General features: G+C 57.4%; 9 protein-coding genes and 2 pseudogenes. 6 read left to right on the top strand and 5 right to left on the bottom strand.

The features are described 5' to 3' along the window. Positions 1-534, top strand: a pseudogene (locus BQ7486_RS04470) (hypothetical protein); the annotation flags it as partial. A 207-nt stretch (positions 535-741) separates the two neighbouring features. Here the strand turns inward: BQ7486_RS04470 and BQ7486_RS04465 are convergent. From BQ7486_RS04465 to BQ7486_RS04445, 5 genes and pseudogenes are all read right to left on the bottom strand, one after another. Then, on the bottom strand, positions 742-2652 hold the full coding sequence (locus BQ7486_RS04465) for a DNA topoisomerase 3 (protein WP_074009100.1): 1911 nt from the start codon (positions 2650-2652) through the stop codon (positions 742-744). After that, positions 2649-3977, bottom strand: a complete 1329-nt coding sequence (locus tag BQ7486_RS04460) for a hypothetical protein (RefSeq protein WP_143183043.1) — start codon at positions 3975-3977, stop codon at positions 2649-2651. The genes BQ7486_RS04465 and BQ7486_RS04460 overlap by 4 nt, the downstream gene beginning before the upstream one ends. Further along, positions 3943-7428, bottom strand: coding sequence for a hypothetical protein (locus BQ7486_RS04455; protein ID WP_074009098.1), 3486 nt, complete (start codon positions 7426-7428; stop codon positions 3943-3945). Before BQ7486_RS04455 ends, BQ7486_RS04460 begins: the two co-directional genes overlap by 35 nt. 68 nt (positions 7429-7496) lie before the next feature. After that, positions 7497-7873 (bottom strand): annotated as a pseudogene (locus BQ7486_RS04450) (RRXRR domain-containing protein). A gap of 371 nt (positions 7874-8244) precedes the next feature. Beyond that, positions 8245-8715 (bottom strand): peroxiredoxin, encoded by a 471-nt coding sequence (locus BQ7486_RS04445; RefSeq protein WP_022372636.1) that lies wholly within the window; start codon positions 8713-8715, stop codon positions 8245-8247. A 302-nt stretch (positions 8716-9017) separates the two neighbouring features. On the opposite strand from BQ7486_RS04445, the gene alaC reads away from it, so the two are divergent. The 5 genes from alaC (at position 9018) to BQ7486_RS11415 (ending at position 14795) form a co-directional block, all read left to right on the top strand. After that, on the top strand, positions 9018-10250 hold the full coding sequence (gene alaC, locus BQ7486_RS04440; RefSeq protein ID WP_022372635.1) for an alanine transaminase: 1233 nt from the start codon (positions 9018-9020) through the stop codon (positions 10248-10250). Between the two features lie 49 nt (positions 10251-10299). Beyond that, positions 10300-11628 (top strand): homoserine dehydrogenase, encoded by a 1329-nt coding sequence (locus tag BQ7486_RS04435; protein WP_074009097.1) that lies wholly within the window; start codon positions 10300-10302, stop codon positions 11626-11628. Positions 11629-11651: 23 nt separating this feature from the next. Next, positions 11652-13091, top strand: coding sequence for a threonine synthase (thrC, locus tag BQ7486_RS04430; protein WP_074009250.1), 1440 nt, complete (start codon positions 11652-11654; stop codon positions 13089-13091). 236 nt (positions 13092-13327) lie between these two features. Next, positions 13328-13624, top strand: coding sequence for a transposase (locus BQ7486_RS12480; protein WP_162272234.1), 297 nt, complete (start codon positions 13328-13330; stop codon positions 13622-13624). A 238-nt stretch (positions 13625-13862) separates the two neighbouring features. After that, on the top strand, positions 13863-14795 hold the full coding sequence (locus BQ7486_RS11415) for a prepilin-type N-terminal cleavage/methylation domain-containing protein (RefSeq protein WP_084765668.1): 933 nt from the start codon (positions 13863-13865) through the stop codon (positions 14793-14795). Positions 14796-14834 lie beyond the last annotated feature (39 nt).

The raw sequence follows: 14834 nt of genomic DNA, 5'->3' as shown, positions 1-14834 counted from the left end.
GAACGGATACTGAAAACGGGCAAGGAAATCGCCTCGATGTACCACTGCCTGAATCAGATTGAAACGTGCTTCCGGATCATGAAATCCAACATCGGCTTGCGCCCGATGTATGTCTGGACTTCCAGCCATATTTACGGCCATATTACGGCTTGTGTACTGGCCCTGTTGCTGCTGAGGCTGCTGCAGGACAAACTGAAAAAGCAGGGAACGCCAATCAGCATTGACACACTGTGCCGTGAACTGCACGACTCAACCGTGATGGCTCAAATCATCGATGACAACCAAATCACCTTCTACCGGTGCGGCTTTGGTCCGAAGCTGCGCAAAGGAAATGAGTTGCTGACAGAAGAAGAACTTGGTGCTCAGTACGTTGCCGGCAAAGCACGCAACCACAAAGCTGACATCCTGCAGGCCTGCGGCCTGTCGCTGCCGCCTCGGGTGTGCTCGAGGCCGGAACTTGCCTCCTGCCTCGGCACCCGCTTCCCCACCAATCGCTCCGCCGTACCCATGCTCCGTGAACTGGGACAGCGGTAGAAGTACAACAAGAAAATAATCAAAACCAGCCGTTAGACCTTGTGGTTACTGGTTTTGTCGATTTTCTGCTTTAAAACTCAGGTATTCCGATGTTGCTCCGAGCAATCCGGAAGAGTGGAAAGATGCAGTCCGGGGCAAATTCTGCCGTACGGAAAATCAAGGCAATTCAAAGGAACAAAAGCCGGGAAGCCGTGCCTGAATTCGCCTTTAAAAAGGATCACCCCAGGCCTGCCGTTTGGCCTCATTGATTTCCGTGAGGATAAAGGCCTCGTACTGTGCGACAAAGTCGTTTACACCGGCCTTCCCGGCCTCAACTTCTTTGAGCATTTCCTCAAACCGCGCGGTCATCACCGCACTGCGGATCTTGGGACTTACCTTTAAAAGAAGGTTGCGTCCTACCGTGGAGCAGTGCAGTTTTTTGCCTTCGGTCTCGAGAAACCCGCGGCGTTTGAGTTCTGAGATGATCGCGGCGCGTGTCGCGGGTGTCCCGATGCCTCCGGCGTCTTTGAGCTGCTTTTGCAGATTTTCGTCTTCAAAGGCGCGCCAGATGTTTTCCATTGCGGCAATGAGCGTACCTTCCGTAAAGTAAAGCGGGGGCTTGGTTTTGTCTTCGCGCGTGGTGATTTCGTTCACTTGAGCCGTTTCCCCCTTTTTGAGTTTGGGAAGCGTCTGATCGTCTTCGGCGGATTCTGTCTTACCCGCGTCTTTGGGCTCCTCAGCCTTCACCGGTTTTTCGGGCTTTTCGTAAAGAAGCTTCCAGCCCTTGTCGATAATGACTTTGCCTTTGGAAGTAAAAGTTTCGCCGCCGATCGTAAAGACGATTTCGGTGGCGTCATAGGTGTGCACCGGATAAAACTGCGCGATGTAGCGCTTGGCGATTAACCGGTACACCGCTTTTTCCCGGTCGTTAAGGCGCGACCAGTCCGCGGTGTTGGCTACAGGCACAATGCCGTGGTGGGCCGAGATCTTTTTGTCGTTAAAGGTCTGGCTTTTCAATTTCGGATCAGCCTTGGCGCAGGCTGCGGCTGCCGCCGGGAAGGTCGCTGCAATCGCCTTTAAAACGTCCGGGGCCTCGGCGTGCTGGGATTCCGGCAGGTACCCGCAGTCGGTACGGGGGTAACTCGTGATCTTATGCACTTCATAAAGCGACTGACAGATGTTAAGGGTGTCTTCGGCGGAAAGCCCCAGAGTCCGGTTGGCTTCGACCTGGATGTCGGCAAGCGAATAAGCTTTGGGGGGCTGCAGTTTCCGGCGTTTGGTTTCAGCAGAGACTACCGTAGCGGTGGTTTCGCTCTTAAGTTTTTCAGCAAGTGCCCGGGCCAGATCGAGATTAATGAAGTACTTGCCTTCCGCGTCCAAACCTTTCTGGTCGTCACGGGGTTTGTGGCGCGCGGTAAAGGTGCGGTCTTTGGCCGTGAGGACCACGCCGATCACGAGGTAGGGGACGGGTTTGAAGTTACGGACGGCATAGTCGCGGCGCGCGACCATGGTGAGCGTCGGCGTCTGCACGCGCCCCACGGTGATGAGGTTGTTTTCCCCCTGGGGAACCTTATTTAAAAGCGTATAGGCGCGCGAAAGATTCATCCCGAGAAGCCAGTCGGCTCTGGAGCGCGCCCGTGCCGCGTCGCGCATGCCGGCGTAGCGCGCGTTTTCCCGGAGGTCTTTGAGGCCCTTGCGGATCGACGCCGGGTCAACGGCGGAAACCCAGAAGCGCTCCACCGGTTTTGTGCAGCCGAAATGCTCAATCACTTCATCAACGAGAAGCTGCCCCTCACGGTCCGGGTCGCCCGCGTTCACAACCGTTTCAGCCCGTCCGATCAGCTCCCCGATCAGCTTTAACTGGCGCGTGACGCCCGCATCGTTTTTGGGTTCCACCACCCATTCTTTCGGAAATATCGGGAGGTCCTTGAGCCGCCAGCGTTTTTTCCCTTTGCTCGTAAGCGGAATGCCGTCGGGGAGGTACTCATCGGGCTCAGCCTGCTCCAAAAGATGACCGAAGCACCAGGTGACGACGGTGTCGTTATTGCAGGCAATCGAACCCCCGGAGCGGCTTTTCACGCCGATCTCTTCGGCAATGGCTTTCGCAAGCGACGGCTTTTCCGCGATAAAAAGCTTCATGGGGCTTTCTCCGCGGTCAAAAGGACGTCAAGTCCCGTCACGGTTTCGGTGAGGGCTTTGAGAAGCGAAGCGTCATCGGCCGCGGTGTCTTTTAAGGGATGGGCAGCATCCCCGAGCTTTATCGACGCTATCCCCTGATGGGCGCTCTGACCCGCAGCGCCCGTCACAAAGCGCGTTGACACCACGCTTTGTGAAACGGCGGCAAAGGCCGCCTGCCAGGCAGTAAGTGCGGGCCCCGCGGGATCGCCGGCCGCGGGAAGGGTGCGCGAAACATTGTCAAACCCGAGCACAAAGTCGCTGCGTCCCGCGCGGATCTCGTTCATTTTTTCCACGGCGGCAAAGGCGGCGGCGAGGAGCTTTTCGCGGGTTTTGTCCGTTGCAACGCGCGAGCGCGACAGAATCGTCACGGGGAGGGAACAGACGGGCCTTACAAACTGCGTGACGCCTGCGGCGCAGGACACGTCGCCGGTCCTCACTTCCACGCGCGGCGTCTCACGGTTTTCACTCCACGGTGTTGTGACGGAGGCAAGCGTTGTCTTGAGGTTTTTCAGAGCCTCTGCGGCCGTTGATTTACCCGTGTCCCGCCCCTGCCAGTGAAGCCTGCGGTCGGTAAGGGTGAGTGTCACCGTATGAGAGCCCAAAAAGTTCACGTATGAGCAGCGGGGGTCGCCCGCGAGTTCAATGTGTGCGGCAAGCCCCGCAGGGAGGGCTTTTTGTGCTGCCTCCGCAAATTCCTGCGCGGCCGCCGTGCCCGCGTCGCCCGAAGCTTTAAACCCGCAAAAGAAGACGGGTGAGGCGGTCACGGCCGCCCTTTTTTCCTGCCAGACGTGCGCAAGGGAAAATAAGAGGGCCTGCGCGGCTTCTGTTCCGGGCCGCACGGGAACGGAAATCAAAAGGGCAGGGGCGTCAGAGAGCTTTCCCGGCCGCCGCACGCAGACGCCGTTTTGAAGTGCCAAAACCGGGGTTCCTGCTTTGTCCTCAGACTTAAGTGTTTGCGGCAGGGGCGTTAAGGCTGAGGGCGAAAACCCGAAGGTCGTGAGCCCCGTGCGCAGCGCGGCAATGCCGCCCGCTGTGCCGTCTGCGGGGCGCCCCGATAAAAAGGACGCGAGGTTACGGCGCCAGAGGGCTTCGCCCGAGGAGGCAAGCGCCGCCCCCACCAGTGCGGCAGCGTCTTGAGCTGCCGCAGAAACCGTCAGCGGCTTCGGTGCGCTTAAGGCTTCAGTGAGGCGGCTTTCGATTGCTGAAGCGCTGCCTGCGGCAAACGCTGTGAGAAGCACCGCGGAAAGCGCCTTAATGCAGCGTTTTCTTCGCATCGGTAACGGCATAGGCTTCCTGCGTGACATAAAGCTGCAGCATCGCGACGGCGGTGAACATTTCGCCCGGTGCGACTTTGACGACTTTGCGGCTTTCATCAAACATCGCCTGCGGGCAGTAAAGGGGGAAGGTGTCAAACGCGAGCTCTCCCTCAAGCTTCATCAAAATGCGCGCAAACGCCACACCCGCAATGCTTGCCCAGTGTTCGTTCACTTCAAGGATGCGGCCCGTCAGAAAGAGCATCCCGGGCATCAGTTCCGTGAAGTTCGGGACCTGCACCGCCATTTTGCGGGCGGCGGCATCCGCCCCTGCGCCAAGGTCCATGACAATGCCCGCGACCTGAGCCTGCCACCAGGTCCCGGGCTTATAGGTCGGGCGGTTGGCGGCCCAAAGGGCGTCCACAGCGTGCACGATCACGGCGCCAGAATCGGCCGCGGGACTCATGAGTTCCGTGACAAACTGTCCCATTGCCTCGTTTTCGGTCTGTATCGCTTTCATGGGTTTGATGAGCGCCCCGGTGCCCGCGGCAAAGAAGGGGTACATGCCGCGCATGGCGCCCTTGACGCCGGTTTGCGCGTGAGCTCCCTGCACCTTATCGGCCACGACCAAAAGCCGCGGCACGGGCGCAGGATGTTCCGCGGTATCAGCGTCCACCCACTGCCAGAATTCATAGGGAGAGTCTTCGGCTTCTTTCTGCAGTCGGATCACGGGATCGGAAAAGGCAGCCGCGTTCTCCATCATGAAGTCGAGATACTGAAAAAGCGCCGCCTCATCGCGCCCCTGCGTGAGTTCCTTGACAAACCCCGCGTAACTGAAGAGCATGCTCTCTGCGGGGTCGCTCACTGTTGTCGTGAAGCTGTCAAAGTTAAGTTCCGGCAGGCTCTCAAGATTTAACGCCGCTTTGATGTCAAAGGTCGGGAACTCTTTTTTCTCTTCGGGCGTCAGTCCCGTTTCAAAGATCGAGCGGATGTCCTGCAGCACGGGGAGCGCCGTTTTTTCCGAAACGAACTCAATGATTTTGAGCCCCAGAAGCATTGCCTGAGGATCGGCCTCACGGCCGCCGCGCGCAAGCGCCAAAACGAGCGTCAGAAGATTCCTGGGTGAAGCGTCTTCCCGGCAGAGCGCCTTAAAGCGCTTCACAAGCTCCGTGTCGCTCATTGAGAGGCTTTCGGGCCCCAGGGTCGAAAAGGCTGTGGCGTCCAACATCCCCGAGGGCGTTTCAACGGCAAGCGACAAAATCTCAAGCGCAAGATCGTTGTCGGCCTGCGTGCCGATTCCGAGCGCAATGCGGCGCGCGGTTTCCCGCGGCACAAACATGTCGCCCAGGCCCGCGGCAGTCGTGAGAACATTAAGTTCAATCTGTGCCTCTTTACTCATCGTGCCGGGCGCATAGTCCTTAAAGGGGATGGAATACTTAAGGAGTGCCTTGGGCATGCGGGTCCAGAGGAAAAGCTGCCGCTCAAGATTTGCGCCGATAAGGCGCTTTAATCCGAGTTTTACGTCCGGGGCAAAGCCCAGGAGCCCCGCGGCCTGCGGGACCGCGGCAAGTACCGCACGACCCAGTTCCCGGTAAGAATGAAACTCATCCTCAATGAGCGTATCAACGTGGTGCTTGTGGTTTATGATGGCGGCCATCGCCAGGGCCGCGGGCGACTTCTGCGCAATGTGCGTGAGCCCTTCGTAAACCTTTCTGCGGAGAAGCACATTGCGTGCGGACGTTGAGGCGGCGAGTTTCAGAACATCAAGCGTTGTGCCTCTTAAGCGTAGTCTGCGCCGCACGCCCGGATGCGAGAGGCCTTCAGCAACCATGTCGTCTTTTTCCGGAAAGTCACGCAGTTGAGCGGGCACGGCGTCGATGAGTTCCATTTCCCCGGCAATGAGCCACCCCGTGATTTTCACGCGCATCTTTTCTGTCACCGGCGCAGCAAAAAGGCTTTCTCGCACGAGGACGTCAATCACGGCGGGACGCCCCGTCGCATGCGTCTTACAGGTCAGCCTTAGGTACTTTTCGCCGCCCAAAATGCCTTCCGTGCTGCTGGCGGTGACCTCAGCAATGCCCGCAACGTACGCATCCGACGTTTTGCCGCCTGCAGCGGGGGCAAAGGCCTTCAGTCCCGTTTCAGAGGAAACCGCCTCAACTTTTTCAGCCCAGACAATGAGGTCAAGGTTTACCGGTGTGCGGGCTCTTAATTTCCCGGCCTGCATGCACCAAAGGCCCGCAAACGCCGTGAAAAAGCACCCGGCCGCACTTTTTTTGCTGCCGGAGCTGAAGGTGAGTTCCGCCCAGTCCAGGCGCGGCGCCACCTGCACGTGGGTCAAAACGGCCTTGCGTCTGACTTTGGCGGTGGCTCTCGGAATGATGACGCCGTCGGCGTATTCATTGAGCTGCGGCGCGTAAAAGCGCCCGAAAAGGGCTGCTAAAAACGAGTCCTTCGCAAGTTTCTCTCCGCGGCAGCACTCGCCCTTAAAGTAGGCCCAGGGCCGCACGTCAAAACCCGCAAGGGGTTTACTTGCTTCCGTGATCTCGGCGGGCTCAAGGTCGACGTCACTCACGTCAAGACAGTGATTCACCGGGTCACCCATACGGATGCCGGGCGCCACAAAGTCCGTGGTCCGGGCGATTTCTTCCGCGGCTTTTTCGCCGAAAAAGGCTTCGGGCGCCGGAAAGACGGATTGGGTGAAGCTTGCGACGTTGCGGGCGGGGACACCCGGAATCGCCAGGGGATCGGGCCTCACCTTTTGGCGGTGAATAAAGACCGGGGCATCATCGTCCTTAGCTTTTGCCCAAGTCTTAACGCGCATGAGCGCCAGGGCCGCAGAAAACCGCAGTTCTTCAAAAACAGAGAGTTTCGGGGGCTTGCGGGACTTAATCCAGGCAGCCGCTTTTTTGTCGGACAAGAGTTCCGCGATCGGAATCTGAAAGTCCGTGAGGCCGATCAACGCGAGCCGGTAAACTCTGAGCGTCTGATAGTAAGGGGCATCTGCGGGCGTGAGGCCTTCCAGGGCCGCAAGCGTTTTTTCCACCAGATGAAAGACCGTGACCTTTTTGGTACCGGTTCCTTCAATGTCGAGAAGATCGGCCGTTGTGAGATGCCGGGTGAGGCTCTCGGAGAGTTCCGGATCATCGGGCTCGCTTCGGGCAAAGGCCGCGCACGCCGTGATTTCGGCCATAAAGTCCGGGGCGTCGGCGTGACGGGCGTCCACCCACACGGCGTCTTCCTCCTCATCAAACCAGGCGGCGTGATCAAAGCCCGAACTGTCGGCGGCGTACTTAATGCGTGCCGGAAGCGCATCAAAGTGATGCACGATGCGCAGTTTCTTGGTCTTGAGAAGTTTCTCTCCGATCGGGGCCGGATAGTAGCTGCGGATAACGTCGGACGCCTTGCGGCCAAGGTCCGCGCCCGCTTCGGTCATTTCAGCCGTGATGCCGTAGCAGGGGATTTGGGAGAGAAAAACGCTCATAGAAATTCCGCGAGGAAACCCGCGTCTTCAGACGCGGGAGGAATCACGGTCCTCCTTTCTCAGTTCAGTTAAAAACATCTTTCGCTTCTCAAGAAGCGAAAGTTTCTTGTAGGAAATACCGGCAGAAATCTTTGTACCGTCCAGACGGCGCACCGCGGCGCACGGTAGCGGCTCTTGCGGTTGCGTCGGGCGCGGCGAAGTGCCAAGCGATCCGAGAGCAAGCCCGTCACGTCCTGCCGCAGTTCGACCTCGGAAGCCAACAACTCTTCCTTGGCGGTCGTTGCGCTCAGGCCGACGTGCTTGTAGCCCGCATCCACACCCAAGGTGATCGGCTGCTTGGTTTCGCCCGTCGGCACCGTCAGTTGAATCACAAAGGGCGTTCGGCGCACAGGCACGGCCTTCCCGGCCGAAGGAGCTTACGCGCCTTGGGCGGGGAGCACGGCATGAGCGGTTGCCCGCGCATATTCAACACAAAAACTTTCAAAGTGTTCTCCATTGACGGATACCTCACGGGCTCCGTCTGCTCGACCTTGCGGTCGGTGGTGATCCTTCGCCAATGTTGGAAGGGGTTTGTTGTCTGAAGCACTGCTCCTACCTCTCAGAGCTTTTAACCGCAGACCGCAGAGCGCGGGACTAGGATCGACATCCCGCGGTGCCTGTTTGCGTCCCGTCTTGCGACGGAACGGATTCCCAACCAACGGAGTCCGTCCGAAAATGGACTGAGGCTAGTCAACCAAGACTTGTTGCCAAGCCTCTGACTTCAGTCAGGGGTAGTTGACGGGTGTTTACCGGTTTGTTGTGAAAAGTATGTCCGCGTTACTTCGCGGCTTTTTTGGCGTCCTTGAGGGCCGCAAGCACCGCTTCGATGTGGCCCGGGACCTTCACGCCTCTCCACTCGCGGGCAAGCGTCCCGTCCGGGGCAATGAGAAAGGTCGAGCGCACAATGCCGCGGCAGGGTTTTCCGTACATGATCTTGTCTTTAATCACGCCGAAACGGTTGCAGAGGACTTCTTCCTTGTCGCTTGCGAGTTCAATGGTGAGGTCCTGGCGTTTGCAAAAGCCCTGATGCACGCCCACGGTGTCGCGCGAGATGCCCACGATGTCGCAGCCCTCAGCGGCGAATTCGTCTTTGGCTGAGGAAAAGGTCCGCGCTTCCAGCGTACAGGCCGAGGTGTTGTCCTTGGGGTAAAAGTAGAACACAACCCAGCGGCCCTTGTGCTCAGCCAAATCAAAGGTGCCCGCGGTGCTCGGGGCAGTCAGGGGAAGGAGGTTATCTCCGACGTTCATTTTTAGTCTCCGCCAATTTTGTCATCAGCGCGGGCCTTTAATACCCGCATTGAGACGGATTTTGCCTCAATTGGGCGGGAGCGGCACGGTTTTGCGGCACAACAAAAGCGGGCGGCCAAGGGAAAGAGACAGATATTTTTCGGCCCGAAAGCCAGAAGATGCTGATTTTTAGGCACTTTGACTTAGAAAACACGCGCCCGAGACGTCTAAAAATCTGTAGATTAAGAGTTGCACGGGACGGGATCACCTGTCCCGCACCAATCAACGAGATTAAGCAGAACTTTTTGAGAAAAGGAAAAATCATGAATACCGAATTTCCGCGCATTAAACGGTTGCCCCCTTATGTGTTCAACATCACCGGCGAACTCAAGATGGCAGCACGTCACCGCGGTGAGGACATCATCGATTTTTCCATGGGTAATCCTGATGGTCCCACACCGCAGCACATCGTCGACAAGATGATTGAGTCGGCGAGAAAAGAAAACACCCACGGCTACTCTGTCTCCAAAGGGATCTGGCGCCTCAGAAAGGCGATGTGCAACTGGTATAAACGGCGCTATGACGTTGACCTCGATCCGGATAAGGAAGCAATCGTCACGATCGGCTCCAAAGAGGGGCTCGCGCATCTGATGCTGGCCTGCTGCGACCGCGGCGATACGGTCCTTGTTCCGAACCCCTCGTATCCCATCCACATTTACGGCGCCATTATCGCGGGCGCCGACATCCGGTCCGTGAAAATGATTCCGGGCGTGGATTTCCTGCAGGAACTGGAGCGCGCCATCGTGGAAACCGTGCCGCGCCCGAAGATGATGATTCTGGGGTTCCCTTCGAACCCCACCGCGCAGTGCGTGGATCTGGAATTTTTTGAAAAAGTGGTGGCGCTCGCCAAGCGCTACGGCGTCTGGGTCGTGCACGATCTTGCGTACGCCGACATCTGCTTTGACGGCTATAAGGCGCCTTCGATTCTTCAGGTGCCGGGCGCCAAGGACGTTGCCGTTGAGTTCTTCACGATGAGTAAGAGCTACAACATGGCGGGCTGGCGCCTTGGATACATGGTCGGTAACCCGGATCTCGTGCATGCCCTTGCGCGGATTAAGAGTTACCACGACTACGGCACCTTTACGCCGTTGCAGGTCGCTGCCATTGAAGCGCTTGAAGGCGATCAGACGTGCGTAGAGGAAGTGCGCGAAAAGTATCAGAAGCGCCGTGATCTCCTTGTGAAGGGCTTAAACGAAATCGGCTGGCCCGTGGAGTGCCCGAAGGCCTCGATGTACATCTGGGCCAAGATCCCGGAACCGTACCTGCATTTGGGGTCCCTGGAATTCTCCAAGCGCCTTCTTGAAGACGCCAAGGTCGCCGTGAGCCCCGGAATCGGGTTCGGCGAGTACGGCGACGATCACGTGCGCTTTGCCTTGATCGAAAACGAATACCGTACGCGTCAGGCCCTGCACGGCATCAAGCAGATGTTCCGTAAGGACGGGCTTATTGACCCGGACGCGTTTAATCCGCAGCTTAAAAAAGCCAAGGCCGAATAACACGCACGGGCGGCACCCCCGCCAAAGGTAATGACGAGGAGTTTTTGTGATGAGTGAAGCAAACGAAGCCAAGCGCTCCGTGGTGATCGGTCTGGCCGGTTTCGGCACGGTCGGCGGCGCCGTCTACGATGTCTTAAAGGAAAACACGGCGGTTTTGACGCAGCGAAGCGGCGTGCAGTTTCGCGTGAAGACCGTGGTGTGCCGCAGTCTCGAGAAGGCCCGCGCCAAGGTGGGCCCCGAAACCACCGTGACCGGTGACTGGCATGCGGTCGTAAACGACCCCGAAATTGACGTTGCGGTCGAACTCATGGGCGGCATTGAACCGGCCAAAAGCTACATCTTGGCCGCGATTGCCGCCGGAAAGCACGTCATTACCGCCAACAAAGCGCTTTTGGCGCACCACGGCAACGAAATCTTCGCCGCCGCCCGCGCCAAGGGCGTCATTGTTGCCTATGAAGCGGCCGTGGCCGGGGGCGTTCCGATCATTAAGGCCCTGCGCGAAGGTCTTGCCGCCAACCGCATCGAGTGGGTGGTCGGGATCATCAACGGCACGAGTAACTTCATTCTCACGATGATGCGGGAAAAGAGGGTGAGTTTTGCCGAAGCCCTGGCCGCCGCACAGGCGGCGGGCTACGCCGAGGCTGACCCCACGTTTGACGTGGAAGGGGTGGATGCGGCGCACAAGTTGTCGCTCATTTCCTCCATTGCTTTCGGTACCCCCATTAACTTTGAAAAGGTGAGTGAGGAAGGCATCAGCACGCTCTCGCAGGAAGACATTGCCTACGCTGAAAACTTCGGCTACCGCATCAAGCTTCTCGGGATTGCCAAGCGTACCGCCAAAGGCATTGAACAGCGCGTGCATCCGACGCTCGTCCCGATGCGCAGGCTCCTCGCAAACGTCGACGGCGTCATGAACGCCGTGGTTGTAAAGGGCGACGCGGTCGGAAGCACCCTCTACTACGGCCCGGGCGCAGGCGGCCGGGCAACGGCGTCTGCGGTGATCGCGGATTTGCTCGACGTCGTGCGGATGCTTGACGCCGGACGAGAGCACCAGGTGCCGGTGCTTGGGTTTTCAGAGCCCGACACGTCGGTGGCGTGGCTTGATATGGACGAGACGGTGAGTTCCTATTACTTAAGAATCACTGTCGTTGACCGCCCCGGGGTCTTGGCCGAAGTCTCCCGCATCTTTGCCGACAACGCGATTTCGATTGAATGCCTCGTGCAGCGGGAAGCGGTGATCGGAGAAGACCGTACCGACGTGGTTCTGATGACACATTCGGCCCGTGAGGGGAACGTGCGTAAGGCCGTGGCGGCGATTGAAGCGCTTGAGAGCGTCTGCGCGCGCATTGTCCTTTTGCGTAAAGAAGAACTCAACTGATTGGCTGGTAAACACCCATGGCGATGACCTACCTTTCCACGCGCGGTGAAAACGACGGCGCGACCTATGCTTCGATTGTTTTAAAGGGACTGGCTGCGGACGGCGGACTTTTTATGCCAGCCACGTACCCCCAAGTGACGGTTGAAGATCTTGCGCGCTTTAAGGAACTTACGTACGCGGAACTCGCGTACGAAATCCTTTCGCGCTTTGCGGATGATATTCCGGCGGCGGATCTTAAAAAACTCACGGCGTCCGTGTACCGCGCCGACGTCTACTGTAACGTCCGGGAGGGGGAGGATGCGGCGCGCATTACGCCCGTCAAAAAACTCGCCGAGAACCTCTGGCTTCTGGAACTCTCCGACGGCCCCACGCTTGCCTTTAAAGACATGGCGATGCAGTACCTCGGCGCCCTTTTTGAGTATTTGCTCGCAAAGACCGGGCAGGAGCTCAATATTCTCGGAGCAACGTCAGGCGACACGGGGTCTGCCGCCGAATACGCGATGCGCGGCAGGAAAGGAATCCGCGTCTTTATGCTGTCGCCCGCGGGCCGCATGAGCGCCTTTCAGCGCGCGCAGATGTATACGCTTGCGGACAAAAACATCTTCAATATTGCCGTCAAAGGCACATTTGATGATGCGCAGGACATTGTGAAGGCCGTGAGTAACGATCACGCCTATAAGGCCGCGCACAGTATCGGGACCGTGAATTCCATCAACTGGGCGCGTGTGGCCGCTCAGGTCGTCTACTACTTTGCGGGTTACCTGCAGGTGGCCGCTAAACCCGGTGACACGGTGGACGTGACGGTGCCGTCGGGTAACTTCGGAAATATCCTTGCCGGGTGGATTGCGAAGCAAATGGGATTGCCTCTGGGGCAGCTTGTGGTGGCCACGAACGAAAACGATGTCCTCGATGAATTCTTTAAAACCGGCACCTACCGCGTGCGTGACAGTGCGCACACCTATGTGACGAGTTCCCCGTCGATGGATATCTCAAAGGCGAGTAACTTCGAGCGCTATATCTTCGATATTGTCGTGCGCAATCCCGCGCGCGTGAAGGAACTCTGGCGCGATGTGGCCGAAAAAGGCGGCTTTACGCTGACCGCTGAAGAATTTGCCCGCGTGAAGGCCTCAGGCTTTGTTTCCGGCAAAAGCACGCACGCCGACCGCCTCGCGACAATCGCCGGGCTCTGGAAGAGTGACAAGGTCCTCATCGACCCGCATACCGCGGACGGCCTCAAAGCCGCACGCGAACATCAGAGGGCGGGTATCCCCATGATGACCCTGGAAACGGCGCTTCCCGCAAAGTTTGCGGCAACGATTAAAGAAGCCGTTGGGTTTGAACCGGAAATTCCGGCAAGTTACCGCGGGCTTTTTGATAAGCCTCAGCATTCTGTTGAAGTCCCCGCTGATACAGAGACCGTCAAACGGTATATAACGGAACACGCTACCCTGAATTTTGCATGAGCGCTGAAAAAAACAGCACTCAATTTGCTGCTTAAATTCTGATTTTAATAAAGAAAAAAGGTCTTTCTGTTAATATTTTTCTACCACAAAAAACAAAACAAAAGACCTTTTCATGAATTCAACTCAAACAGCAACAACTGATGGGGTCGGCCGCAGCGTGCAGATCACCAACGGGCGGTTTGTCGCCACCATGATGACGGGGCTGCTGCCCGTCGCCGATCTGCGGATTTGAGGATTTGGCTGACCACGACGTCATCACAGAAGACGAAGGCTTTCTTTCCGCACTCGGGGTTAATGATGCTGCAGGCAGCTCAACCCTCTGCAGATTTGAAAACTCAATAACCCGACACGATCTTGATCGCCTCAACTGCTGTTTTTTGGACGCACTGCTTCGGGCCAACCGAAAGCATCGCATCTTTCCCAGGGCCGGGGCCAGGAAGACTCCGGCACTGATCATTGATGTCGACTCCACGCATGTTGATCTTTACGGTAATCAGGAAGGAAAGTCTTACAACGCCCCTCCGACGCGCTAGAAAGCAAATCCTGCTTTCTGGAAATCTCCCGTTCCCCCGCCCGGGGATTCCGTGTTTGCAAAGAGGAAGCACATCCGAAACCGAGCCCCTGTGATTCTGACTTGGAAGAAGTGCCGTCCAGGAGGAACAGAGCAGGCAGCATCTAAAAAAATCCATCAAAACCGCCTCACTGGGAGAGCATTCGAGACCAAAATTGCGTATCCTCAAAGGATTGCAACTCTCATGCCCGCTCCACTCCATGTCGGCCATTTCTATTCCAACAAAACCCCCCGCTACCACCCTCCTTCCTCAGCCCCGCAAGCAGGGCTTCACGATGATTGAAATCGTTCTGGTGCTCGTTCTGCTTGGCATTCTCGCAGCCGTCGCCATCCCGAAATATTTCGACCTTCAGGAATCAGGACGGGTCAAGGTATGCGAGCACAACCGTGCGGTCATTGCCAGCACCATCGAAAAACAGGAAACGCTCGCCCGCTACAGCAAGGATGTCGGCATCTTCGACTACAAGTCCCAGACGGGGGCGGCTGCTTCGGCTCAACACATCCTTAATGACATGTATCCGGCAGGTCAAAAGGAAACCGCTTGCCCGAGCGGCGGCATCGTTACCATCAAAACGACTCCCGCAGGAAACGACAAGGGCTTCTACTTCACTGTCGCCTGCTCCATTCATGCGCCGGGCTCAATGATCGTCACGCGCACGGACGGCATGGCCTTCGTGGATTGGTTCAAGTCTGCGTTCCATGACCCGATGGATCTGGGCTCATACAAGAGCCTGACCGATCTCTTTGGCAGAGGCACAGGCGCTGAGTTGGATTCGGAAGCAGGAAACTACAAGACCACCCTTACCGCCGTCGTTGCCGGTGCCATGGCCAATGCAGGTCTTGACGTCAGCAACGTCATTTGGCGCATCAGCCGAGAAGGATGGCGTGGATGCCGAGACGGCAAGAGCTGTCGCGGAAAAATCGACATACTCCTCGCAGACAAGGCGGATGTCAATGTATCCAACAAGGACCATCGCATCGACGCGACCAAGTTCTCGTTGACCGTGATTTACGATGCCAACGGCAAAGCCACCTTCGAGACAAGTGAAACCCAAACAAAAGCGCTGCTTGAACTGAAGAATGAAAAAAATCCGAACAAGAACAAATATTGGGTTTTGAACGGCGTCAAATAAGAAAAAGCCTCGACCACAATCAAAAGTGGCGAGGCTTTT

The organism is Duodenibacillus massiliensis (assembly GCF_900128485.1).
Classification (GTDB): domain Bacteria; phylum Pseudomonadota; class Gammaproteobacteria; order Burkholderiales; family Burkholderiaceae_F; genus Duodenibacillus; species Duodenibacillus massiliensis.
Note: the sequence above shows the minus strand (reverse complement) of the source record. Positions and strands in the feature narration are given on the sequence as shown.